Below are 25,980 nucleotides of genomic sequence, written 5' to 3' on the forward strand. Positions count from 1 at the left end.
TAAATTAAAAAACAAAAATAAAATATTTAGAGGTTAAAAATTAATTAATTATGATTGATTTATTGTTTTTTAAATTCATATATTTGCAAACTCAAAAAAAGAACACAAAATCATTAATACGAAAGAAAATGACGAAAGCAGACATTGTAGCTAAAATTTCTGAGAAACTAGGTCTTGAAAAAACTGATGTTCAAGCTACTGTAGAGTCTTTTATGGAAGAAGTAAAAAACTCATTAGAAACAGGAGATAATGTTTATTTAAGAGGCTTTGGAAGTTTCATTATCAAAACTAGAGCGGAAAAGACTGGTAGAAACATTTCTAAGAATACAACAATCAAGATTCCGGCTCACAATATTCCGGCTTTTAAACCAGCAAAGATATTTGTTGAGAGCGTTAAAACTAAAACTGAAGTAGCAGTATAAATCATTTATTAATCTAAACCAACAACGTTATGCCAAGTGGTAAAAAGAGAAAAAGACATAAGGTAGCGACTCACAAACGTAAAAAGAGAGCTAGAGCTAACCGTCATAAAAAGAAAAAGTAGTTTTAAACTACTTTTCTTTTTTTAAATGTTCTTTGAAATTAATCAGTAATTTCACTGATTATCGGGTAAAATACCTGTAAAATATTGTTTAATCCATCTGTACTAAAACAGTAATTAGCAACTAGCAACTAGTAATTGACAATTATATTTTTGATTAATTACTAATGGCTAATCACTAATCACTATACAGTATAGATAAAAATGTACAGCGTGAACAAAGAGTTAATTATTAGATCGGGTTCAGAAGCAGTAGATTTTGCCTTATTAAAAGATGGAAAACTAATAGAATTACACAAAGAAGAAGAGAAAGGAAACAATTTTAGTGTGGGCGATATTTTTATTGCCAAGATAAGAAAGCCAGTTGCAGGATTGAATGCTGCATTCGTGAACCTAGGTTACGAAAAAGATGCTTTTTTACATTATCACGATTTAGGCCCTAATCTACCTTCATTGTTAAAATTTATTAAACTTGTAAGCGCAGGTAAACTAAAAGATTATTCACTCAAAAACTTTCCTTTTGAAGCTGAAATCAATAAAGATGGCGTTATTACTGATATTCTTAGTGCCAATCAATCGGTTTTAGTACAAATAGTTAAAGAACCCATTTCTACCAAAGGTCCCAGAATTAGTTCTGAAATTTCCTTAGCAGGAAGATATGTCGTTTTAGTCCCTTTTTCAGACCGTGTTTCAATTTCTCAAAAAATTGAGTCTAAAGAAGAAAAAGACCGACTAAAAAGATTGGTTCAATCTATTAAACCAAAAGGTTTTGGAGTTATTGTGAGAACAGTAGCTGAAGGCAAAAAAGTAGCTGAACTAGACAAAGACCTACAACTATTATTAGACAGATGGTCTGCCATGTGTAAAAGGCTACAAACCGCTCATCATCCCTCTAAAGTATTAGGAGAGCTAAACAAAGCCTCTTCTATTCTAAGAGATGTTTTTAATGATACTTTTACAAGTATTCATATAGATGATGAAGAATTATTTATTCAAACAAAGGACTATTTGCAAGAAATAGCTCCAGACAAAGTGTCTATCGTAAAACACTATCAATCTAAAGATCTTCCCCTTTTTGAGAAATATCATATAGAAAGACAAATTAAAACTTCCTTTGGAAAAACTGTATCCATGAGCAAAGGTGCTTATTTGATTATTGAACACACAGAAGCGCTACATGTTATTGATGTGAATAGCGGAAACCGTTCAAACAAAGCATTAAGCCAAGAAGATACTGCACTAGAAGTAAACTTAATTGCTGCTGGGGAAATAGCAAGACAATTACGTTTGCGTGACATGGGAGGTATTATTGTTATCGATTTTATCGACATGCAAAATGCCGAAAACAGAAAAAAATTATATGATTTCTTAAGAGATGAGATGAGTGACGATAAGGCCAAGCACAAAATCTTGCCTCCTAGCAAATTTGGATTAATTCAAATTACTAGACAACGTGTTAGACCCGAAGTTAATATTAAAACAAGAGAAGAAGATCCTAATGAAAATGGTGAAATTGAAGCTCCTATATTAATTATTGACAAAATAACGGCTGACCTAGAAAGAATTTTAAAAGTCCATAAAAAAGTAGTGTTAAACGCACATCCTTTTGTGGCAGCATACCTTGAGAAAGGTTTTCCATCAATACGTTCAAAATGGTTTTTTGAACATAAAAAATGGGTGAAAATTATACCTCGTGACGCTTACACGTATCTTGAATATCATTTCTATGATAAACAAGGTAATCAAATTAAATAACACTCAACAAGTGTAAAGACAAAAACCGCTAAACTTTACTGATTAGCGGTTTTTTTTGTTTTTAAATATCTTATTTATTCTTTAATAAATTTCTTCACACCTACTTCATTCTGATTTGAAGTTACTTTTATAAGATATAATCCATTTTGCAAATCACTTACATCTATTTTATCCTCATTGGTTTTTAGCACCAATTTCCCTTCTAAAGTATAAATTTCTAACGAAGTTATTCCCTCTGGGGTCACAACATTTATACTATTTATAACAGGATTAGGATAGATTTGAAAATTAGTAAAGTTTTGAAAAGAGGCATTCCCTAAAACGGTAGAGCCAAATTCATATACGCCTCTATCCACTGTTGTATTAAAAATTCTTTGATTCCCTAATAAATCTGTAGTCCCTATCACACTTGCATTATCACCAGAATCAATAGCTGGCGAATTATTATTTAATGTAAAATCTCCGTTTAGTGCATCTACAAATAATGGGTTGCTGTTTAAAACATTTGTTACGCTCCCACTTGGCACATTTGAAAAACTGTCTGGACTAGTTGCGTTTTTAACCGTAATATTTTGACCTAAATTATCTACTACTTGTGCAATTGATTTAGCCGTAGCTCCTCCTGCGGTAGTATTGTTCCAAAAAATACTATTGGCAACAGTTGCATTAAGGACACCACTCGCATATCCTAATCCAACTGTACATCTATTAAAATTATTTAATCCAGACCATGTTCCTGTATCTATATTTCCATAATAGGTATTATTAATTAAAGAAATATTCAGCACAGAAGACGTTCCATAGGCTCTAAACCACCCAGCACTTCCTGCATATCCCAATGAAGAGGCATTGTCCTTTGCTGTGTTATTATTAAAAAGTGAACTTACAATTTCTATAGTTGCATTAATATTATTATCAGTATAACTATATATGCATGTTCCAAATTTTGAAACATTATTAGAAAAAATAGTATTATGTATTCTTAAAGTTCCATTAGAACTAAATCTAGAAAAAATAGCCGAAGCTCCCTCATGAGCAACATTATTTCTGAAAGTACAATTTTTTATTTCTAAATTACCAACTGAAGGTGTTTTATAGATAGCCGCACCTAATTTTTTCTCTATTACTGTACCATTAGCATGTCCGTTTGCTATAGTAAAACCATTTATTTCAGTATTATTTGCATTAATAGTTATAATATTATAGGAATTATCGTTTCTAGTGGTATTTACAAAATCTATTGTTGCGTTATCATTGTTCTGTAAATCACCCGACAAAATAGTTTCATTAGCCAAAACATCTCTTTCACTTCTATTTATTTCGGTTCCTACAAAACCACCATACAATTTAATCGCTTCTTTATTTATTGCAAAAGTAGCCTCTCTTTTGTCGATACTTGGCACATAGACACCAGCTGCAACCCAAATTTCTTCATTCTCATTAGTTGCTATTAATGCATCTTGAAGAGAGTTGTAAGCATTTGCCCAATCCGAACCTATATTAGCTCCACTAGCATTTGCATTAACATAGATAGTCCCTTTAGTTCTGAAATTAAAAGCCGACGACCAATCAGAATCAAAACTTGCAGTACATTCTTTTCTTAGGAAGAACTCATAACTTGTTGAAGACGACAATCCCGTTAAAGGAACAGTTGCTCCAGCCGCTATTGAAAAAATTTGCCCCGTATTAATGGGTTGTCCTTTCTGCACTACTACATATTCAAATGTTCCACTTGCTGTTGCGTTCAAGGTGATTGAAGCTGTCGTTTCTGTAATGCCATTTACAGACAATAATGTATTACTAGGTGCGAAACAATAACTATTTTCTGTTACAATGCTTGCAATATCTGTCGTTGTTAAAACCCTATTATAAATTAAAATATCATCTAAAATATCTTCATATTTATTAATAGAACCCAAATTATAATTACGATTATTTGATACTACAAAACTCCCAACGCTATCAATTAATCGATTGAGATAAAATTGAGGATTATTATTTACACCTGTCGCTTCTAATTGTCCATCAATATAGACCTTAGCGACACATTGATCTAACACCGCAATCACATTATGCCAATTACCATCTGCAATGAAATTGGATTGAGCTGTAGAAGTTTTGTAGCTAGAACCTAGAGATGCAGTATGAGTTAAGGTAATTTTACCGTCTTTAAGATAAATGTGATACCCTACTGGGAAAGTACCTCCATAATCGAAAAAGATAGTTTTTGTATCAGTCGTATTAGTCGCTGTCTTTACCCAAAAACTTATTGAAAAATCGTCATAAGTAGATGCATAATCTATATCTGCTCTGCTTAAATGATCGCCATTTAACTGTATTGCCTGAGATGCAGTATGAAATCGATCATCAACTGCAATTAATGCGCTTCCTGTTTGTGCAAAGTTGATGCCGTTAGCTCCATCAACTAAACTTCCATTGTCAAATCCATATTGAGCCAATAATCCATTAGTTGGAATTTGAGCCATTGCAAAGATTGGTAAAAAAATAAATAGTAGTAATTTTTTCATGATTATAGTGTTTTTTATTGCTACAAAATTGGGAATAAAAAAAAGCCATTCTAAAATGACTTTCTGAAAATGAGATTTGACTTGCTAAAGCTATTAGCCAATATTTTGAACGATGGTTAAAAACTCTTCCTTTTTATCGTTGGCTATAGAAACAGAAACATCATTATCCATAACAATATAACCTCCATCTTTTTTTATATATTCTTTTATAAATTTTAAATTTATCAAATAGGAACGATGCGGTTTATAAAAATTGGGAATATGATGTAGGGCGTCTACAAAATGACGTAACGGTTTACAAACTAAAATTTCAGCCTCATTAATTGTGCTCACTTTAGTGTACATTCCATCGGCTTCGAATAAAATAATAGCATCAAAGTTCACAAACTTGAAACCATCTGCAAAAGGCAGTCCGATTTTATTGAAATTAGCCGATTTTAAACTCTTTTTTAATTCTTCTAGTTTGACACTTATTTCGGATTTACCAATTTGATGAATCGCTTTTTCTATAGCTTCTTTTACAGTTTCGGCTCTCAAAGGTTTTAATAAATAATCTATGGCAGCTAGTTGAAACGCTTTGACGGCAAACTCACTATAAGCAGTTGTAAAAATGATTTCAAAATTTACTTCTTCCTTATTTACAAAATCTAATATTTCCAAACCCGAATGCTCAGGCATTTCAATATCTAAAAATACAATTTGTGGCTGTTCTTCTTTTATTAGTTGCACTCCAGAGAGCAAGTCTTCTGCTTGAAAAATACGATCAATTTTTGTTGTATTCTCTTTAATTAAAATTTCCAAAAGATTCCTCGCTTTTGGCTCATCATCAATTATTATTACTTTCATTTTTTTACCCCATTATAGGAATTAGCAAAGTTACTTGCGTTCCATTTGTTTTATTGTTTTCGTTTTTTAAATCATCAATAGCAACTCCTATCTTCTTTTCTTTACCAAAATTCAATAGCTCTAATCTATTTTGATTGGCTCTTGTTGCAAAAGAACTATGTTTTTTATTTCTTAGCTGAGCTGCTTTTTCCCTTCCAATTCCATTATCTATAATGACACACTGAATCGTTTGTTCTTGAGGCAACTTTACAAAATTTATTTTTAGAACTCTATTATCCTTTTTGTGCAATAAACCGTGTTTAATTGCATTCTCTACATAGGGCTGAATGAGCATCGTAGGAATTTTTATATCTACATTTTGAACATTATTCTGAATGAAATAATTAAACTTATCTTCAAATCGCAACTTTTCTAGTTCTAAATAGGTATTTAAACATTCAATCTCCTCTTTTAAAGAAATATACCCTTTAGAACTGTGCTCTAAATAAGCACGAATTAAATCGGCAAATTTTGCCAAATATGAACTAGCTAGTTGCCTTTGATTCAAAATGATATATTCTTGTATGGAATTTAAAGCGTTAAAAATGAAATGTGGATTCATTTGTGATTTTAAATTTTCTAATTTTAGGATAGCTAACTCGCTTTCAAAATTTGCTTTTTTTAAAGCCAATTCTTTTTCTTTTTCTTGTATGGCCAATTTGTTCCTGTAAAACAACACAATAACACCAAAAAGCGACAAAAAAACAAGCAACAAAAACCACCATCTTTTCCAAAACGGGTGTTGAATTTGAAAATGAATTTTATTTGAAAAGAAAGGGTTCTTACTGGAAGTTTCTGCTTTTATTTGAAATATATATGATTTGGGAGGCAAACTGGCAAAGCTCACTTTATCTGTCTTTGAATCAACAGGAATCCATTCATTACTAAAACCTTCTAATTTATAATAGAATTGTAATTCTCTCTCGGGATAATATCCATTGGTATGAAAAGTGAATTGAATTCTATTTTTATGATAGGGCAAATTATATCTTTCTTGCAGAATAGTATCTTTCTCATTTATAGAAATGGAGGAAAGTATAATATTATTCGGGTGGTATTTTTTAGTTTGAATTGCTTTATCAATTTCATAAATATTTTGAGAACTAATAAACAAAATACTTTTAGGATTTATAATGATATTCTTTATGTTTTTTTCAATATGGGAGGTATTGATTGGGTTTGAATTCATTTTTTTACTTATGGAATTATATTTTTGTATTCCTTTATCAGTAATAATCCATAAATCTTCTCCATCACTTTCAATTCTTTGAATAACATTCGAATGTAATCCCTGAGCTTTGTCAATTGTAGCCACAAGCTTATGGTTCTTAAAACCTAAAACTCCTTCTGTAAAAGTGCTTATCCAAATCGTTTGATCTTTTGTTTGACAAATGTCTTTAGCTGTAATACTTTGGTTTTTATATTTCAATGTTGTGGATTGAAACATTTTATCATAGCAAACAACCTCATCTACAAAAGATATGTATATTTCTCCCTTTTTTTCATCATAAAAAGAATAATAGGCTCTATGATCATTTAATAATTTAACCTCCTTCAATTTTTGATTCACAAATTCATTAACGGTAGCCCTATCAAAACCAGCATAGATGAACTTATTGGAACCTTTAATTTGTTTTATATCTTTTGCATTCGTAAATCCGAAAGATTTTATAAGTTCATGTCGATATAAATCATAGACATACGAATCATTTTCAACGCTAATTAATAATTTTTTTTGTGCAGAAAAATAGAGTAATGAGGCAATTTTTCTCTCGTTCTCTATTTCTATATTCTCTTTTTTACCTGTAATTAAATTGAAAATAAAAACATTACCTTTCGTAGTTCCTATAACTATTTCGTATGGTGTTATTTTTATTGATGCAGAGATTAACTCATCTGTTACAACTTGTTCATAGGATTTGATTTGCAAATTGGGTATGATATAGACTCCATTATTTAAAGTGGAAACCCATACTGATCCATTTTTATCAAAAATAGCATTCGTTATAAAGTTATTTTTTAAAAAAACATCTTGTAATTCAATATTTTCTCCGTTAAAGGTTGCAATGATGATACCGTTAGATGTGCAAAACCATAGTTTCTTTTGATATGATATCACTTTAATAATTCTAACATGTTGTAACACTTCTGGAAATGAAATTTTTTGAAGTTGCTCGTTATTTAACTTAAAGAAATAATTTTCATTTTTCAAATTATCATTTAGCAATAAAAATTGATTGTCTTGAAAATTAAAGAATTTTGGAAAAATCCTATTTCCAAATACTGCTAGTTTTGGCTTTTTAATGGTTACCAAATTTGATTTTGAGAGCGAACAAATAAAATCATTAGCTGTGAATCGAATACTATCTTTCACCAGATATGGAGACCTAATAATACTAGATTTCAAAGAAACAGGCAAATTAATTTCCCTTCTCACTTTGGTTTTCATATTAAAAGAAAAAATAGTATATGTTGAAAAAACATATAAGTTTTCGTCAAGAAAAAAAAATTCAGCCAATTCCCCTTTCAATTCATTTTTTAAATCTAAAAAGAGATGCATCTTTTGATCCTCCAAAAAAAAGAATTGCCCCGATATGGTATTACACCATAATCTATTTTTAGAATCGAATTTCAACCCAAAAACCGAAAAGCCTCTTTTCTCTGGGTGCGTAAACAAGACATATTCCTTTCCGTCAAAGCGATACAAACCCTTATCAGCAGCTAACCAGATATATCCTTTTGCATCTTCTATAATATCATAAAATTCTACATCTGGCAATCCTTCTTTTTCGGTTAACTTTATTGCAATAGGGTCTTGAGCAAACAAGAAGTTAGCTATAAAAAATAAAAAAAACCGATATGTAAACCCTGTTTTCAAGTATTCAAAAATAGAGTTTTGAAATGAGATAGTACTATAGTATTTCTGAAAATCGTTTTTGACTTGCTAAATCCGTTACTTTTGTTTTAGATAAAACATTAACGAATATGAATAACTATTCAATCTATAAAACACCTAACGAAACACTGTTTGAATTGGCTGAAAAGTTTTAAAAAAAATGAGACAAGCAAATCTATTTCTCAATACTAATCTTCCTTTTAATTTCATTACCAAATTCATCAACTACAGTAACAATATAAGTCCCTGTTGAAGCTATAATTTGTTTTTCATGGAATGTTTTTGTACTTCCTAAATATTTATCATTTAAATACCAAAAAACCTCAGCTTCCGAATTAGCATGAGCAACTTTAAAAACTACGGGTTGCACTTCCCCTTCAAAATTCTTAGTCAGAATAATTTTTGCACCTGAATTAGGATATATAAACCCCATCTTTGTTTCTTCATTGACCCCATTGCATCCTTGTTTATAATTTGGCAACGGCAAATAGTTCACATGTTTACTTTTATAATACATTTCCATTACAGGTGGCAATACAAACCAAGATTTTGTAATCATATCGCTTATATTTTCGCAAGTACTATTTACTCTAAATTGTTGGTTTTTATCCAGATGAATTAAAACATGATACGGGCAATTTTCTGTTTTTCTATTGCTCTTAGGAATCCATTGCAACTGTGCATCACAATTTTCCTGTGCTAAATGACCTGATTGTTTGCAAATTAATTTTTCTTCTAAATCATTATACGGAGCTTGAAACCAACTCGTCTTTGGAAATAATCTAAAAACATCAAATAAAATTGGAGCAGCACTTTCTACTCCTGTCAGTAAAGGTCTTCCTTCTCCTGTTGCATTACCCACCCAAACACCAACTACATACTCTTTTGTAGCTCCAACTGCCCAAGCATCTCTTCCTCCAAAACTTGTTCCTGTTTTCCAAGCAATCTTAAGCGAAGAATCATAAAATCGCCAAGCTTCATCCCCTTCAGGTCGGTTCACTTCCTTCATTGCATTAAAAGTGTACCAAATGGCTCCCGCACTAAACACATTTTTTTCTCTCTTTGGTTTTCCAAAATTGGTTACAAAAGCATTATCATAATTTAAATTAGCTAATTCATTACTTCTAAATTCGTCTTGAGTGTTCGTATAATTAGTCAATGTTGCAGACATATAGGCATAGGAACGGCAAAGATCCCATAGGTTTGTTTCTGCTCCTCCAAGAATTAACGAAAGACCATAATTTGAAGGATGACGATTCACATCTCGGAATTTAAGTTTCTGGAGCTGTTCATAAAATTTAGTGACTGAATATTGCTGCAACATCAAAACAGAAGGTATGTTCAACGACCTTGATAACGCGCTACTTGCAGGAACGGCTCCATCAAAACTAAAATCATAATTTTGAGGAGCATATCCAGAAATTTGAGTAGGAATATCTGGGATTAATGTATTTGGAAGTATCTCACCTTCGTCTAACATTGAAGCATAAAGCAAAGGTTTTAAAATACTACCTGTACTTCTTGGAGCTTCAATCACATCGACATCTTTTTGATGATTTTTATCTGTTGGACTATTCCCAACGTATGAAATTATATTTCTCGTTTTCACATCTACAACCAAAACAGCAATATTATATACTTGATTTTGTTTATACAAATTATAATATTGACTAACAATTTCATTTACTCGCTCTTGAATTTCAATTTTAATTGTAGTCTTAACTTTTTTTCCGTTATTTTCTTTAGCTATTTTCTGCAACAAATGAGGTGCGGTTTGAGGTACAGCAAAAGGTTTCTCTGGTAATAATTCTAACAATGAAAGCTCGTAAGTATCTTTGTCGATAGTTTTATCTAAATACAATTTTTTGAGTAATCTATTTCGTTTATCTAATAACAATTGCTGATTTTTACCTGGATATATTAAACTTGGTGCATTTGGCAAAACAGCCAAAGTAGCTGTTTCAGCCCAAGACAATTGATGTGGTTTTAATCCAAAATACCGCCAAGAAGCCATTTCCAAACCGACAACGTTACTCCCATATGGGGCATGAGCTGCATAGAGTTTTAGAATTTTTTCTTTTGAATAACGAAACTCAAGTCTTGTTGCTAAAATTATTTCAATTATTTTTTCAAAATAGGAGCGTTTTTTCCCTTCTCTATGCAATCGAATAACCTGTTGTGTTAATGTGCTGCCCCCTCTAACTACTTTATTCGCTTTTCTATTTTGCAAAAAAGCATGATACATAGACACGGGATTAAAACCAAAATGATAATAAAAATGCTGGTCTTCAAAAGCTAATATGCATTTTTCAAATTTTTTCGGAAGGCTGTCACTTTCTGGAAACCTCCACTGTCCATCATCTGCAATTTTCGCCCCAATAAATTGCCCTTCAGCACTTTCAATTACTGTTGTATAATTGGAGTTAAAAAGCGTTTTGGGGAGTGAAAAATAATAAACAACCATAAGTATAGCACCTATGGTTGTCTTGATTTTATGTTTTTTAAAAAAAACGATTAAAGATTTAAAAAGTTTTTGAAAACTATTAAAACTAAAAAGCTTTACTCTTTTATAATTCTTATCCATTGCCCTTTATCTCTTGCCACATAATTATCATCATACATTGCCTCACATTGAATACCAGGTAAATAATAATCTCCCAAATAAGAAGCATTTAATAGAAATGTAAATACTTTTGTTTCTCCAGCCTTTAAATCAAAATACATATTTGTTCTATCGTCTCGAATATCTATATAATCTGCTTTATTTTCGGCATAGCTACCGAAGTCTGTAAATCTGGAATTCATAATTTCAAATCCAGAAGGCACAATTTGCGTTAAGGCAACATTTTCGATTCTTTCATTAGAAGTATTTCTAATGACTACCTGAGCCACAATCTCTGTTCCTTGCTGCACGGCAGATAAATTTATTGACGCCCCAGTTTTTGCTTTATAAGTTGTAACTAATGATAAGTTTTTAAACAATTCTTTTTCTTCTCCAACTGGAAGTACTCCACTATTCAAAACTCTCACATAAAGCGTATTACTATTATTATTTTTAACTGTTACCGAATAGCTTCCTTTTTTCACAGACAAGTCTTTGTCTATAATTGATTTTTGAGTTGCTAAATTTTCAGTTTTCCCGTTAAAACTAATTTGTGTATTCACTCCTTTTCCACCATTTTTAACAGCAAATTTTGACATTGCATATAAAGAGTAAGCTGTTGTTTGTGTGCTCATGTATTGATTTGAAGATAGTGTTTTTGCCAATTTATTTGCCAACTGAAATGCTTTTGTTTTATCATCTATTAACAAATAGGTTTCAAGAAGCATTGCCTTGCTTCTATCCTCCGATCCATAGTAATAATATTTTCTAGAATTATAATCAAAAGATGAAACCGAGTTAATTATTTTTAAAGCAGCATTTTTTTGACCTATAACTGCGTATGCAGCAGCAAGACGTAACTTCGTTTCGTCTGAAATTCCAACTGTTTCTCTTAATCGATTCATAGAACCTAAATCTGCCGAACCTGCTAAGGCTAATGTATATAAACGATAGGCTTGTGCAAAATCATTTTGATAACTTCCATTAAACCTCCATTGTTTAGATTGATTTTTTTGATAGGACAACCATTTTTGTTTAAAACCTGAAGGCAAAACATATCCTTTTTTCTCTGCTTCAATCATGAAATGTCCTGCATAGGAAGTTCCCCAATCATCTGAATATACATTTCCTTGCCAATATGACAATCCTCCACTTGAGGTTTGAAAAGTATTCAATCTTTGAATTCCGTTGTTTACATTTTTCTGGATTTGCTGTTTTTTTGCATCATCAATGGCAACAACATCTGCCAAATATAATTGAGGAAAAACACTTGAGGTTGTTTGCTCAACACAACCATGAGGATATTGAATTAAGTATTTCAATCTTCTATTAAAATCGATTGTTGGGAATGACGAAATTTCCAATTGTGCTTTATTCGTTCCGTTCATTCCAAACGTTGTCCAATTGATGGATTTGGTTGAATTTGGTTCTAATACTATATCAACAAAGTCAGTTGTTTCAGGATTTGGATTCACAATATCTATTTCTACAGGAAAAGAAGCTTTTTCCGAACCAGAAGTTGCAATTACCTCTATTTTCCCAAGTCCTGTTACATCTCCTACTTCCAAATTAAAATAGATCATTTTTTCATCTGGTGAACTGAAGGTTACTTGCTTCTTAGACGATTCTAAAATTCTTATTCCATTATTTGTTTTTACCTGAACCGTAACATTCTTGATATTTTTCTCCATTGCAAAAACAGTAACTGGTAAGGTTATTTTTTCATTTGGTGAAATTTTTCTTGGCACTGATGCTAAAACCATCAATGGATTTCTTACTGGTGTTGTAACCTCTGTACTTCCATAGGCATTGTTTTTCAGCTCTCCTGCAACAACCATTGTTCGTACCGAACCCACATAGTTTGGCATATTGATAGTGTGCGATTTTGTTTGTCCTTTCTCCAATTTAAATGGACCAAGGTAAATGACTACAGGTTTAAAACGATTGGCTTTTTTAGCATTACTTCCACCCAAATCTTCATCTCCACCTATACTGAAAATTTGATTTATTTTTCCACCATATGCTCCAATAACATCATCATAAACATCCCAAGTTTTAACTCCTAATGCTTGTTTAGAATAAAACTTATCCCAAGCATTTGGAGTTTTAAATCGAGTTAAATCGAGCAAACCTTCATCAACAATTGCAATGGTATAGGTCATTTCTTTACCGTTTTTCTCACTAACCTTAATTGTAGCTTTTTGTTCAGGACGAAGCACACTTGGCATAGTTACTTTAGGTTCTAATACCGTGTTCTTATCAATTACTTCAATTGGAATAATTCCATACATTCTAATTGGAGTATCACTTATTGTACTAGCATGAGGTTTTAACAATGTAATGTTTACGTACACATTAGGAGCCATATCTGACGTTACAGGTATTTCTACTTTTGTTTCTCCTTTTATTGTATTTGTCCATACAGTTTTTACAACTTTTGAACCATTTTCTAAAGATATTAATGCTCTCCCTCCAGCAGTTGAAGGAAAGGAAACGATTGCTTTTTCTCCAACATTATATTTTTCTTTATCTGAAGCAAAAACCAACATATTCGCTGTTGTTCCGTCTCCTGATTTTGTTTTACCAGACCAATAAGGCCAATCAATTATCGATGTAATACTCGTAGCGTGACCATCGTTTGGATCTACCACTCTAATTAGGTAACGGCCCCAATCTCCTTCGGGTACAGAAAATTGGAAACTTCCTTTTCCTGAACTATTTGTGGAAATACTATATTGCTTATAAGCCGACGTGACATTATCTGAATTATATCTTGCTAAATCATCTCCATCTGAATTCCACCACCATCTCCATTCTACTTTATAAACATATACTTTTAGATTACGAACCGATTTTGGTTTGCTATTTTCTGAAAGTGTAACTACATCAAAACGGTTCATTTTATCAGTTTCTAACATTCCATACTTATTAGGCTCAGGGCTTTTTAATCCAACATAAGTTTTATATGGAGAGAAACTTGCCGTTACAACATCAGTACTAAAGTCACCACCATTCTCGTAGGCTTTTGTTTGCATGACAATTTTTAACTTCCCAGGAGCTTGGTTGCTCACCTCTGGAGTTAAATTAACATCTGTTTTTCCATTATCATCAAGCTTCCCAGAAAACACATTCACTTCTTCTGTATAAAATTTTCTAACATCATCATCAAAATCATATTTACTAAATCCTTTAAAAGTAGTTTGTTGTTGCATGAATTTTGCTTGCATTTCAACTTTTAAATTCTTTGCTATAGCACCGTGAAGCCAATTTACCTCTACCTTTCCTCTGTTCGTATTATTCCCAGAAATCTCTGCATCAGCAAAACTATTCTTAATTTTTAACCGATTGGGTTTAACTGTTTCAATCTTAATCGATTTAAAGAAATTCGCCCCTCCTACAGAAACTTTAGCTTCCCAATTACCGGTAATGTCAGTTTCTTTAGTATTTATAGTAAATACATAATGATTGCTTTCTTTATATTTTTGAACAGATTGATACATTAACTTTCCTCTTGGATCAGAAAGTTTTAGTTTTATTGGATGTGTCTTTTCAAGTTTACTTTCGTTATCATTTAACATAAATGCTAGATGCAAGGTGTCTCCAGGTCTCCAAACACCTCTTTCCCCATATATATATCCTTTTAGCCCTTTTTGAAGCACTTCTCCACTTACCTCAAAATTACTTACAGATAACGATTGCCCTTCGTCTAAACGAACGTAGGTAGTATTATTGTCTTTTGATACTATTGCAAAATAGGCGTATTTTTTAACATCTATAGTTGCAACCCCTTCTGCATTGGTTTTTGTTGTTGCCAATTTCTGCTGTTGAAAATCATATAAATCGATAGTAGCATCAGACACTGTATTAGTGGTAACAATATCATTAACCGCAAAGAAATAGGAACCATTTTCTCCTCTTTTTGCTATAACACCTAAATCGGTTGCGATAACATTTGTTGCAATTGTGGTTCTATAATAGTATGAATTGGTACATGGGTCTTCTCTTTCTTGCCAATTATAATCGTCATAATAATAGTAATCATCATAATAGTATCCGTCATTACTTCGCACTTCTTCATCGTCTAAACTTTCCTCTTCTTCGTTATCAATTTCATCGCTACTAGACGCAGGGCATTTGTATAGTGAATATTTCTTTTTAAAATCTATTTCGACTCTATAAATTGCCCCAGGTTCTGGATTAATAATTTTAGATAAATCTAAGGCATAAGCTCCCCACTTGCTATAATTAAATAGATTGTTCTTTTTGAGAACCACTTTTTGTTTTGCAATTGGAGTGGCCACTTTTCTTAAATTTTGATTTCCATTTATTTGATTATCCTGAAGAAATTGCAATATATTATTCTTGTGAATCTTATAAATTTTCACATCAATTGCTTTAAGATTCACCGCTTCGAAATTAATTTTAAGATTATTTGAACTAGGCAAAATAGTACCACTTTTTATAAATCGAATGGCAGGTTTTATTTGTTCAAAAGAAATTTTTTGAGAAAAGTTTTCTTTCATTTTAAATCCATCTTCACTTTGTATTCCTTGAAAAACTTCAACTAATAGTTCTCCTTTTAAAGACTCAGAAAAATAGACTTTTAATAAATTTCCAGCAGTAGAAAACTTTAAATCATTTGCAGATTCAACTGCAACCAACCCATTTAAATCTTGTCCTTTCTTTAAAGGGTCTGAAAAATTCAACAACAACACTTGATTATTATCTTCCTGAACTTCAGCACTTATTACTTTAAAATTATTTTTTCCTGGAATTTCATATTCTAACTCCCCTTTTTGTTCAATTCCTGAACTAGAGCCATCCCATTGAATCGTTATTTTACTATCATCAACAAAACGCTGAATACTATCAATAACAAATTTAAATTCTTTTTCATTACTTAAGCTCTTATCGATTTTCACCTTTAATTTTTTCCCGTTTTGATCAACAGTCACTAATTTTTGAGCTATCCCTATATCTAAAGCATCACTAGTCGAAATTACTCCATTTAAATAGGAATAATCTTTACTATAGGATTGTAAATCTAGAGTTGAAACAATAAAATCTTGTTTTATTGTTTTTATAGTAAAGTTAAATTCTTTCAATTTTTTCGGAACATCATTAATCTCTGAAAGATGCAATGTTACCTGATATTCTTTATTTGATTCCAAAGGTTTTGCAGGAACAAATGCTAAAGTATTGGTAGAGAGCGCAACAACTTTACCATCTACGCTTGGACTAATACTAAACAAATCTTCGTCTAATTCTTTTTTTGCTGCCCAATCAGCATTATCGAAAGCTAAAACCACTCGAACGTCGCTTTTTGCAGAAATTAATCCCGAACTGAAGTTTAATATATACTCTTTAAAAAGAGAATAATCAGAATTAAAATCCTTACTATCTTTTGAACAAGATACAATTAGAACTAAAATTAAAATATTTTTTAAATAGCGAAAAATTTTCATATTGGCAAAATTAAAATGAAATACAGAATATACTTTTGTACAAATATTCCTTAAAGATACTATTATTTTTTAATACTATAATGCTTTTTTTAACGCTTCATTCTAAAGAATGCTTTCATTAACAATGCACATTCTTTTTCTAAAACACCAGAAATCACTTTTGTTTTTGGATGTAATTTCGTTCCCATTGCAAGAAATCCTCTACTCTCGTCTGAGGCACCATAAACTATCTTAGAAATTTGACTCCAATATAAAGCTCCTGCACACATTTGGCAAGGTTCCAGAGTTACATATAATGTACAATCTTTTAAATATTTACCACCTAAATAATTTGCTGCACTTGTGATAGCTTGCATTTCTGCATGAGCTGTTACGTCATTTAGCATTTCTGTTAAATTATGACTTCTTGCTATTATTTTATTATTGACTACAACAAGGGCTCCAACAGGAATTTCTCCTTTTTCAAATGCTGCTTCAGCTTCAAAAAGAGCTTTCTTCATAAAGTACTCATCGGTAAAAATGTTTTCCATTTTTCAAAATTATTAATTATCTAGCTTGCTTCTTATTCTTCATAAAAAAAAACCATTCCAGCTTTAGTGAAATAGTTTTCTTCTTTACAATTTAGATTCAAATTATCATAATGCTTTTTTTTGCTTCTCTACAAACCCATCTGCTTGCAATCTTAATAATTCAATTGCTTTTTGTTTTTTATAATTATATAATTCTTTATCTTCTTTTATATCATCATAAATTCTATCATAAATAGTTGCATCAGTTTTCAGTTGAAGATTACTTTGGTGCTTATTTTGCGACAACATATTCAATAGTGCCATTTCAGAATCTTCAATCTTAAAATCATATTCCCCTTTTGGAGATAATAACTTAGCAATAATGGGGGAAGTTTCTATTGCTAAAAAAAGAAGCATTATAAAAAAAGAAGGCAACCACGGCAGTTTATCTAGTGCATTAATTCTTGCCATTAAACCGTCAAAACCTTCAATAATGGGTTGAGTTTCTAAAACTTTTTTATCTAAGTCAGTTTGCAAAGCTTTCGCTTTTATTTCTAAATCTGCAATCTTTGCTAAGTTAGTTTCTTTTAACAAGGCTAGATCTTTTAATGCAGCATCGTGCTTATCTCGTTTTTCTTTATAAACAGGCCCTTTACCCAATTTCTTTGTTCCTGAAGTTCCTTCTGCCTCTGTTATATAGACCGCATACAAATCATTAACCTCTTTTTCCTTTTTTAAAATATCAGATTTTAAGCTATCAATTTGAGCTTTATTTTTATCTAAATCTGTTTGGAAATAATTTGCCACTTCTTTCTTATTATTCAATGCCATTGCATTCTTTTCTTTTAATAAAACTGTATTTATTTCCTTCTCAAAAATTTTAATTTCTAAGGGTTTCGAAATAACAATCGCAATAATTATTGCTAATAAAATTCTTGGAGAAGCTTGCACCAATTCACTTTTAAAATTATCCCTTTTCTTTATCGTAGAAACAATAAATCGATCAAGATTAAAGATTAGCAAACCCCAAACTAAACCAAAAGCAGTGGCTAAATAAATATTATCAAAAACAGTATATAATGCATAACTTGCCGCGATGAAAGCCATTACTGCTGTAAAAAAAACTGTAGCTCCAATACCTGCATATTTGTTTTGTTCTCCATTAGAACATGATTGGATTAAATCCTTGTCGGCTCCAGAACAAAGAATAAAAAAATGTTTTATCATGATGATTGATTTTTTTACTGAAACAGATTCAGTATGATTGATTGATGATTAGTACAAATATAACACCAAATGTTACTTATTGTTTTAAATTAGTGATAATTAACATAATTTAAAAAAGCTTTATCACATTTTATAGTAATAAAGCTTTTTTAAATTTTATTTTTATTTTTTTTTAAAAAACAATTCCTTTTATAGAATCTCCATTTTTAAGCAAAGTAATAGCAGGTTGTGCAATTTTGTCTTTTTTTGAAAAAGCTTTCTCAAACCCGTCTTCAGTATATAAATTTACTTGGTATTCTTGTGGAAATTTTTTACTTCTTGCATTTTTATATACAAAACTGTTATAAAAACAAACAAAATCTCTCTCACTAAATTCATTTAACTTTGAATTCTTAACATGTTTTCCATCAATCCAAATTGCAAATTTCTTTGAATTTTTATAATCATTAAATTGAGTAAGAGATAGCTTCTCTTTTAGAACTGGTTTCATAGCGATTCTATAATAGAAATCTAATGTTTTCTTATCATTCTCGGTCAATTCAGAAAAACTACATTCTTTTATAATATCTTTTTCTTTATTTTTTATAATAAAAATTGTTTTTTTATAATATTCTTCCAAATCAGTTTTTGAGTAATATTCCTTTGCAGTTACATTCTCTACTTTATTATTTGAAAACTCATTTTTTGTTTTATTTTTTTCTTGAGCTAAGGTTGTTTTAAAACATAAAAAAAATACTAATCCCAAAATCAAAGGTGTAATTGCCATTTTCTTTAAAACTACATTTTTTTTAGATGTGATTTTTGTCATCATAATTAGACGTTTTTTGGTTACTAAATAATTAAAATTACTGGCCAAGTAATATGCTGTGTTGTCATTTACATTCAATAATAAAGATTGATAAAACGTAACATTTTTATATGTTTTTATTACATTTTCATCTGCAATAAATTCATGGTTTAGTTGAATAGCTTTTTTGTAGAAATAAAACATCGGATTAAACCAAAAAATAATTTTAAGAAATTCAATACCTAAAATATCATAAGTATGTTTTTGTTTTACGTGTATTAATTCGTGATAATATAACTCTTTTTCAATAGTTCTATTTAAATAAGATTCTTTATTAATAAAAATATAATTTAAAAACGTGTGGGGAATTATCTTTTCTTCCATCAAAACTAAAGTTGCATTTTTACAACTCACTTTTTCATTATTTTGAATAATCTTCTTGAAAGAATATATATTTTTCAAAAACCTTAGTAATAAAATTAGTAAAACTAAAATGTATAAACACCAAAAAAAGATATAATTATAATTTATCGTCTCTTCTTTTAGAATTATTGAATCAGATTTAATTTCTTCTGTATAATTTATTGGTATGAATACCGTTTCAATTTCTTTAACTACTTCTATGGTAATAAATGGGACTACCAATGAAAATAAAACGGCAAACAGCAAATAAAAACGTTTGAAATGATGCATCTTTTCATTTTCTAATAATAAATAGTAGAAAAACAATAATGCGATTAAACTAATGGTTGATTCTACAAGGAAATTTGTCATTTATTCTTTTTTTGAAGCTCCATATCAATTATTTTTTTCAATTCTTTTAATTCCTTTTCAGACAAGTTTGTTGCTTTTGTAAAAAATGAAGCGAACTGAGAAGCAGAATCATTAAAGAAGTTTTTAATCAAACCATTAACATGTTTTGAGAAATAATCTGACTTTTTAACTAATGGATAATATTCACGTGAATTACCCAATATATTATAACCAATAAACTTTTTATCTGTCATTCGCTTTAATAAGGTCGCAATTGTTGTAGTTGCTGGTTTAGGGTCAGGATATGCGTCTAACAAATCTTTCATGAAAGCTTTTTCGAGTTTCCATAAATGCTCCATTAATTGTTCTTCGGTATTAGACAATCTCATTTGTTTATTTTTAATCATTTCTACAAATGTAGAATAAAAAATAAATTCTACAAATGTAGAAGTGAAATTTAACAAAAAACCCTCACAAATAAATGTAAGGGCTTTTAAAATATTCTAATTTCTGAATTTCAGACTAGTATCTGTAATATTCTGGTTTGAAAGGTCCTTCAACTGGAACACCAATATATTTTGCTTGTTCATCACGTAAAACCTCTAATTCAACTCCTAATTTAGCTAAATGTAAAGCAGCAACTTTTTCATCTAAATGCTTTGGCAACATATAAACTTCATTTTTATAAGCATCTGAATTTGTCCATAATTCAATTTGTGCTAACGTTTGATTAGTAAACGAGTTACTCATCACGAAACTTGGATGCCCTGTAGCACATCCTAAATTCACTAAACGCCCTTCTGCTAAAATGATAATATCGTTACCGTTTACATTGTATTTATCAACTTGAGGTTTGATTTCATTTTTAGTGGCACCGTGGTTTTTATTTAACCAAGCCATGTCAATTTCATTATCAAAGTGACCAATATTACAAACGATAGTTTTATCTTTCATTGCTTCAAAATGGCGACCTACTACAATATCTTTATTTCCTGTAGTCGTAATCACAATATCAGCATTACCAACAACCGTATCTAGTTTTTTAACTTCAAAACCATCCATTGCAGCTTGCAACGCACAAATTGGGTCAATTTCTGTAACCGTTACAATTGAACCTGCACCTCTAAAAGAAGCCGCAGTTCCTTTACCAACATCACCATATCCACATACTACAACTCTTTTACCAGCTAGCATAATATCTGTTGCTCTTCTTACTGCATCGACCGCAGATTCTTTACAACCATATTTATTATCAAATTTAGATTTAGTTACAGAATCATTAACATTGATTGCTGGAATGTGTAATGTTCCGTTTTTCATTCTCTCATATAAACGGTGCACACCTGTCGTAGTTTCTTCAGACAAACCTTTAATATCTTCAATTAATTCTGGAAAACGATCAAACACCATATTTGTTAAATCTCCACCATCATCAAGAATCATATTTAATGGTTTTCTATCTTCACCAAACCACAAAGTTTGCTCTATACACCAATCAAATTCTTCCTCATTTAACCCTTTCCAAGCATAAACAGGAATTCCTGCAGCAGCGATAGCAGCGGCAGCGTGATCTTGAGTAGAGAAAATATTACAAGAACTCCAAGTAACCTCTGCTCCAAGTGCTACTAAAGTTTCAATTAGTACTGCAGTTTGAATTGTCATATGCAAACATCCTGCAATGCGAGCACCCTTTAGTGGTTGACTTGCACCATATTCTGCTCTTAAAGCCATCAAACCTGGCATTTCAGCTTCAGCTAATTCAATTTCTTTTCTTCCCCAATCTGCTAAAGTAATGTCTTTTACTTTATAAGGCACATAAGTTGTCGTATTTGAACTCATCTATTGTATATTTGTATTATTAATTTCAAAAAAGCAAAGGTACAAAAAGGAATTTTAATTATTTAGATTTATCAAGTATTTTATGATTTGTTTACGTATTCAAGCATCTGAATTTCAGCACTGTATTAAATGAGCCTGTTTAAAAAGATTAATTACCTAAAAGACTCAACTCTCTGGATCTGGAAAGTTGACGAAGAATATGACGTTTTATTTCAAAGCGTTACACTAAAAGAAAATTCCTTACAAAGACTCAAAGGCATGAAGTCGGAAAGTCACCAAAAAGGTTTTTTAGCAGTAAGAATGTTGCTCCAAGAAGCAGGATATTCCGATTTGGATTTATATTATGACGAACATGGGAAACCCCATTTAAAAGACGGAAAACAAATTTCAATTAGCCATTCTCATGCTTTTTCTGTAATTATAATAGGAGAAACTAAAATAGGAATAGATTTAGAGATTCTAAAAAGCAAAATCATCACTATAGCTCCGAGATTCATGGATACTAAACATTTAATTAATCTTGGAGAAGAAGACCAAGTTAAAAAGGCAACAGTAATCTGGGGAATTAAAGAGTCCATATTTAAAATAAAAAATGAGAAAGGAATTAGTTTTCCTGATCATATTTTTGAAAAAGAATTTAATTTAAATGATTTTACTGGATTTGCTCAACTAATATTTAACAATACTACAGAAGAATATTGCTTTTCGTTTGAATTTATAGAGAATTATGCTTTAGTTTGTGCTTTTCAAAACAATAAATGACCACAATTTATCAAGAAATAATAAGTGCTAAAATTCATAAAAGAAAACTTTTAGCCCTTCTTATAGATCCAGAAAAAACACAATTATCTACTATTAAGACTTTGTGCTTATCTATAAAAAAAACACCTGCCACACACCTTTTTGTTGGAGGTAGCACTTTTAATGGCCATAATTTAGACACAATTATTCATGAAATAAAAAAACATTGCAACTTACCAATTCTATTATTTCCAGGAGATTACAAGCAAATTTCTAATGAAGCCAATGCGATTCTTTTTTTAAGTTTATTATCTGGAAGAAATCCAGAATACCTCATCGAACATCAAATAAACGCTGTATCAGTTCTAGAAAAAACAAATTTAGAAATCATACCCACCGCCTACATATTAATAGAAAGCGGAACCGTTACAGCAGTAGAAAGAGTGAGTAAAACAAAACCCTTAAAAACAGATGACATAGAAACCATTTGCAAAACTGCAAAAGCAGGTGAATTTCTTGGCAATAAATTAGTTTATTTAGAAGCAGGAAGTGGAGCAAAAAATGCCATTCCCCTAGAAGTTATTAAAGCTGTTTCCAAACGAATTTCCTTACCTTTGATTGTTGGAGGAGGAATTCGTTCATTGACGAATATTGAAAAAACTTTTAGAGCTGGAGCAGATATTGTAGTAATTGGTACTGCATTTGAAAATGATAATACTTTTTTTCAAACATGATAGATTTTCTATTTTCACAATATAAAGAATATTCAACACTATTCATTTGGTTAGAGATAATAGCAGTTACTTTTGGATTGGCTAGTGTTTTTTTTGCCAAAAAAAACAATATACTTGTTTATCCTACAGGAATAATAAGCACGATTTTATATGTGTACCTATTGTTCCAATGGGAATTAATTGGCGACATGCTAATAAATATCTATTATACTTCTATGAGTTTTTACGGATGGTATCTTTGGTCTAAAAAAGAAAAGAACAACGAAATGCTAACAATTACAAAAATGAATACAACAGAAATGAAACAAGGACTAATTGTTTTTTTTATAACAATTCTGTTTGTAGTTGTTATTTATCATTTTTTTAATAAATTTACTACATGGGTAGCCTATATAGATACCTTAACAACAGGAATCTTTTTTTTAGGCATGTGGTTAATGGCGAAGCGTAAAATAGAAAACTGGATATTATGGATTATTGGTGATATTATATCAATACCTCTATATTTCCATAAAGGATATACGTTTACAAGTTTACAATACCTAATTTTTACAATTATTGCATTTTACGCCTACAAAGAATGGAAACAAAACTTAACGAACAAGATTTAATATTTATACAAAAAAAAGGCATTTCAATTGAAAACATTGAGCAACAACTTGATTTTTTCATTCATGGTATTGAGAAAATTCAACTTGAAAAACCAGCCATATTAAATGATGGTATTTGGAACGTTTCTTCAATTGAGCAAGAAAATTTCATTAAAGAGTTTGATGAAAAAAAAGATCAATTTGAAATCGAAAAATTCATTCCTGCATCTGGTGCTGCCAGTAGAATGTTTAAATTTCTATCTGAGTTTTTATCTGAATATAATCCAGAAAACGAAACTATAAATGCCTATATTAACAAAAAAAAGTGTAGTGAATTACCCCTTTTCTTAATTGGTTTAAAAAACTTTCCTTTCTATAATGAATTGCAAAATACTACTTTTTCAATTTACCCAGATTACAAAAATTATGACAGGAACACCAGAGATTACTGCCTAATAAAAACACTTCTCTCGACAGATTATTTGAATTATTCAAACAAACCAAAAGCAATTCTACCTTTTCACAATAGGGATGGCAAAAACTTCACTCCCATTGAAGAACATTTGAAAGAAACTATTTTTTACACAAAAAAAGACAAAAAAACAAAATTACATTTTACTATTTCAGAGGAGCATCTAGAGGATTTTAAAAAAATCACATCAAAAGAACCATCTTTTGATATTACGTTTTCATATCAAAAACAACATACAGACACCATTGCTGTAAACATAGATAACACTTTTTTCAGAGACAAAGACAACTCCCTTGTTTTTAGACCAGGCGGTCATGGTGCCTTGATTGAAAACTTAAACAATCTTAACTCAGACATTATTTTCATCAAAAACATTGATAACGTTTCCAACAATCATATAGACGAAGTAGTCAAGAGCAAGAAGCTACTTGGGGGAATTTTAATACATATTCAAAGCCAAGTTTTTGAATTCATCAAAAAATTAATTCAGCAAACATTTGAAGAATCTGAGTTAATAAAAACTGAATTTTTTGTTACAGAAAAACTTAATCATTTCTTGCCTAAAGATTATCCAAAGTTCGATAAACATCAAAAGAAAGAAATACTGTTAAACATTCTAAATCGTCCCATTAGAATATGTGGCATGGTTAAAAACGAAGGCGAACCAGGTGGAGGTCCTTTCTGGGTTAAAAACACAAATGGCAATCTATCGCTTCAAATTGTTGAAAGTTCTCAAATTGATTTAACAAATGAAAAACAACTAAATATCCTTAAAAATGCCACACATTTTAACCCTGTTGATTTAGTTTGTGGAATAAAAGATTATAAGGGAGACAAATTCAATTTAAACAACTTTATAGATAAAAACACTGGTTTTATTGTGCAAAAAACAAAAGAAGGAAAACCTCTAAAAGCGTTTGAATTACCTGGATTATGGAATGGAGCAATGGCTTTATGGACAACACTTTTTATTGAAATTCCTTTAGTTACCTTCAATCCTGTAAAAACCGTAAATGACCTACTAAAACCAGCACATCAATCTAAAAATGAATAAAGAGATCATTTTATCAGAATTAAAATTTAAAGCTGTTAGAAGCAGCGGTGCAGGAGGGCAAAATGTAAATAAAGTTTCCTCAAAAGTGGTTTTATCATTTGATTTAGTGAGCTCAACAGGATTATCTGAAGAAGAAAAAGAATATTTGAAAGAAAAAATTCCCCATAAACTTACTCAAGATTTTATTTTGATTATCAATTGTGACGAAGACAGAAGTCAGAAAAAAAATAAAGAATTAGCAATTAAACGTTTTATAGATCTGATTATATCTGGACTAAAAAAGCCAAAAGTTAGACAAAAAACAAAAATTCCAAGTGCAATAAAAGAAAAAAGAATTAAATTAAAAAAAAACATTGGAGACATTAAAAAATTAAGAAAGAGGCCTGACTTCTAAATGAAGTAAAATAACACTTTTTATAAGAATTAAATTTTTAATTTCAATAGTTTACTATCTTTGCAGCATCTCAAAGGGGTGCTTTATTTTTTTAATATTTAAGGCTGAGATTATACCCATAGAACCTAGAACAGATAATGCTGTTTAGGGAAAAGATGTAGTAACTATTAACAAATTAATTTTAAATTTCAGAATAATTACCCCTTTT

Annotated in this window: 17 protein-coding genes; 7 read left to right on the plus strand and 10 right to left on the minus strand. The window is 30.5% G+C overall.

All coding sequences use genetic code 11. The annotated features are described in order from the left end of the window. Positions 1 to 50 precede the first annotated feature (50 nt). The gene (locus ACZ49Z_RS04330) at positions 51 to 422 is read left to right on the plus strand and encodes an HU family DNA-binding protein (RefSeq protein WP_464306969.1); all 372 of its coding nucleotides are present in this window, start codon (positions 51 to 53) and stop codon (positions 420 to 422) included. 323 nt (positions 423 to 745) lie between these two features. Next, positions 746 to 2,296, plus strand: coding sequence for an Rne/Rng family ribonuclease (locus ACZ49Z_RS04335; RefSeq protein WP_464306970.1), 1,551 nt, complete (start codon positions 746 to 748; stop codon positions 2,294 to 2,296). A gap of 74 nt (positions 2,297 to 2,370) precedes the next feature. On the opposite strand, the gene ACZ49Z_RS04340 is transcribed toward ACZ49Z_RS04335, so the two are convergent. The 10 genes from ACZ49Z_RS04340 to ahcY form a co-directional block, all read right to left on the minus strand. Beyond that, positions 2,371 to 4,824, minus strand: coding sequence for a LamG-like jellyroll fold domain-containing protein (locus ACZ49Z_RS04340; protein WP_464306971.1), 2,454 nt, complete (start codon positions 4,822 to 4,824; stop codon positions 2,371 to 2,373). A 93-nt stretch (positions 4,825 to 4,917) separates the two neighbouring features. Beyond that, a complete protein-coding gene (locus ACZ49Z_RS04345) occupies positions 4,918 to 5,670 on the minus strand; it encodes a LytR/AlgR family response regulator transcription factor (RefSeq protein ID WP_464306972.1) in 753 nt (250 codons plus the stop codon). A gap of 4 nt (positions 5,671 to 5,674) precedes the next feature. After that, positions 5,675 to 8,536, minus strand: coding sequence for a sensor histidine kinase (locus ACZ49Z_RS04350; RefSeq protein WP_464306973.1), 2,862 nt, complete (start codon positions 8,534 to 8,536; stop codon positions 5,675 to 5,677). A gap of 244 nt (positions 8,537 to 8,780) precedes the next feature. Continuing rightward, on the minus strand, positions 8,781 to 11,189 hold the full coding sequence (pbpC, locus tag ACZ49Z_RS04355) for a penicillin-binding protein 1C (protein ID WP_464306974.1): 2,409 nt from the start codon (positions 11,187 to 11,189) through the stop codon (positions 8,781 to 8,783). Next, positions 11,165 to 16,672: an alpha-2-macroglobulin family protein gene (locus tag ACZ49Z_RS04360; protein ID WP_464306975.1), complete on the minus strand. Its 5,508-nt coding sequence runs from the start codon at positions 16,670 to 16,672 to the stop codon at positions 11,165 to 11,167. Before ACZ49Z_RS04360 ends, pbpC begins: the two co-directional genes overlap by 25 nt. Before the next feature lie 89 nt (positions 16,673 to 16,761). After that, positions 16,762 to 17,202, minus strand: a complete 441-nt coding sequence (locus ACZ49Z_RS04365; protein ID WP_464306976.1) for a nucleoside deaminase — start codon at positions 17,200 to 17,202, stop codon at positions 16,762 to 16,764. 105 nt (positions 17,203 to 17,307) lie between these two features. Continuing rightward, positions 17,308 to 18,408, minus strand: a complete 1,101-nt coding sequence (locus ACZ49Z_RS04370) for a DUF4407 domain-containing protein (RefSeq protein ID WP_464306977.1) — start codon at positions 18,406 to 18,408, stop codon at positions 17,308 to 17,310. 172 nt (positions 18,409 to 18,580) lie between these two features. After that, positions 18,581 to 19,969, minus strand: coding sequence for a M56 family metallopeptidase (locus ACZ49Z_RS04375; protein ID WP_464306978.1), 1,389 nt, complete (start codon positions 19,967 to 19,969; stop codon positions 18,581 to 18,583). Next, a complete protein-coding gene (locus tag ACZ49Z_RS04380; protein ID WP_464308043.1) occupies positions 19,966 to 20,337 on the minus strand; it encodes a BlaI/MecI/CopY family transcriptional regulator in 372 nt (123 codons plus the stop codon). Before ACZ49Z_RS04380 ends, ACZ49Z_RS04375 begins: the two co-directional genes overlap by 4 nt. A 133-nt stretch (positions 20,338 to 20,470) precedes the next feature. Next, positions 20,471 to 21,787 (minus strand): adenosylhomocysteinase, encoded by a 1,317-nt coding sequence (ahcY, locus tag ACZ49Z_RS04385; protein WP_464306979.1) that lies wholly within the window; start codon positions 21,785 to 21,787, stop codon positions 20,471 to 20,473. 258 nt (positions 21,788 to 22,045) lie between these two features. Between ahcY and ACZ49Z_RS04390 the strand changes: the two genes are divergently transcribed. The 5 genes from ACZ49Z_RS04390 to arfB are packed head-to-tail and all read left to right on the plus strand — an operon-like array spanning position 22,046 to position 25,772. Continuing rightward, a complete protein-coding gene (locus ACZ49Z_RS04390; RefSeq protein WP_464306980.1) occupies positions 22,046 to 22,549 on the plus strand; it encodes a 4'-phosphopantetheinyl transferase family protein in 504 nt (167 codons plus the stop codon). Then, complete coding sequence (locus tag ACZ49Z_RS04395; protein ID WP_464306981.1) at positions 22,546 to 23,262, plus strand: phosphoglycerol geranylgeranyltransferase; 717 nt, start codon at positions 22,546 to 22,548, stop codon at positions 23,260 to 23,262. The genes ACZ49Z_RS04390 and ACZ49Z_RS04395 overlap by 4 nt, the downstream gene beginning before the upstream one ends. Continuing rightward, positions 23,259 to 23,873, plus strand: a complete 615-nt coding sequence (gene pnuC / locus ACZ49Z_RS04400; protein WP_464306982.1) for a nicotinamide riboside transporter PnuC — start codon at positions 23,259 to 23,261, stop codon at positions 23,871 to 23,873. Before ACZ49Z_RS04395 ends, pnuC begins: the two co-directional genes overlap by 4 nt. Next, complete coding sequence (locus tag ACZ49Z_RS04405) at positions 23,843 to 25,378, plus strand: DUF4301 family protein (RefSeq protein ID WP_464306983.1); 1,536 nt, start codon at positions 23,843 to 23,845, stop codon at positions 25,376 to 25,378. Before pnuC ends, ACZ49Z_RS04405 begins: the two co-directional genes overlap by 31 nt. After that, a complete protein-coding gene (gene arfB, locus ACZ49Z_RS04410; RefSeq protein ID WP_464306984.1) occupies positions 25,371 to 25,772 on the plus strand; it encodes an alternative ribosome rescue aminoacyl-tRNA hydrolase ArfB in 402 nt (133 codons plus the stop codon). The genes ACZ49Z_RS04405 and arfB overlap by 8 nt, the downstream gene beginning before the upstream one ends. Positions 25,773 to 25,980: the final 208 nt, after the last annotated feature.

Source organism: Flavobacterium sp. KY-23415 (assembly GCF_055384985.1).

Coding starts and splice junctions, on each gene's coding strand:
- ACZ49Z_RS04330 (WP_464306969.1), top strand. CDS start 51: ATGATTGATTTATTGTTTTTTAAATTCATATATTTGCAAACTCAAAAA.
- ACZ49Z_RS04335 (WP_464306970.1), top strand. CDS start 746: ATGTACAGCGTGAACAAAGAGTTAATTATTAGATCGGGTTCAGAAGCA.
- ACZ49Z_RS04340 (WP_464306971.1), bottom strand. CDS start 4,824: ATGAAAAAATTACTACTATTTATTTTTTTACCAATCTTTGCAATGGCT.
- ACZ49Z_RS04345 (WP_464306972.1), bottom strand. CDS start 5,670: ATGAAAGTAATAATAATTGATGATGAGCCAAAAGCGAGGAATCTTTTG.
- pbpC (WP_464306974.1), bottom strand. CDS start 11,189: ATGGATAAGAATTATAAAAGAGTAAAGCTTTTTAGTTTTAATAGTTTT.
- ACZ49Z_RS04360 (WP_464306975.1), bottom strand. CDS start 16,672: ATGAAAATTTTTCGCTATTTAAAAAATATTTTAATTTTAGTTCTAATT.
- ACZ49Z_RS04365 (WP_464306976.1), bottom strand. CDS start 17,202: ATGGAAAACATTTTTACCGATGAGTACTTTATGAAGAAAGCTCTTTTT.
- ACZ49Z_RS04370 (WP_464306977.1), bottom strand. CDS start 18,408: ATGATAAAACATTTTTTTATTCTTTGTTCTGGAGCCGACAAGGATTTA.
- ACZ49Z_RS04375 (WP_464306978.1), bottom strand. CDS start 19,969: ATGACAAATTTCCTTGTAGAATCAACCATTAGTTTAATCGCATTATTG.
- ACZ49Z_RS04380 (WP_464308043.1), bottom strand. CDS start 20,337: ATGAGATTGTCTAATACCGAAGAACAATTAATGGAGCATTTATGGAAA.
- ahcY (WP_464306979.1), bottom strand. CDS start 21,787: ATGAGTTCAAATACGACAACTTATGTGCCTTATAAAGTAAAAGACATT.
- ACZ49Z_RS04390 (WP_464306980.1), top strand. CDS start 22,046: ATGAAGTCGGAAAGTCACCAAAAAGGTTTTTTAGCAGTAAGAATGTTG.
- ACZ49Z_RS04395 (WP_464306981.1), top strand. CDS start 22,546: ATGACCACAATTTATCAAGAAATAATAAGTGCTAAAATTCATAAAAGA.
- pnuC (WP_464306982.1), top strand. CDS start 23,259: ATGATAGATTTTCTATTTTCACAATATAAAGAATATTCAACACTATTC.
- ACZ49Z_RS04405 (WP_464306983.1), top strand. CDS start 23,843: ATGGAAACAAAACTTAACGAACAAGATTTAATATTTATACAAAAAAAA.
- arfB (WP_464306984.1), top strand. CDS start 25,371: ATGAATAAAGAGATCATTTTATCAGAATTAAAATTTAAAGCTGTTAGA.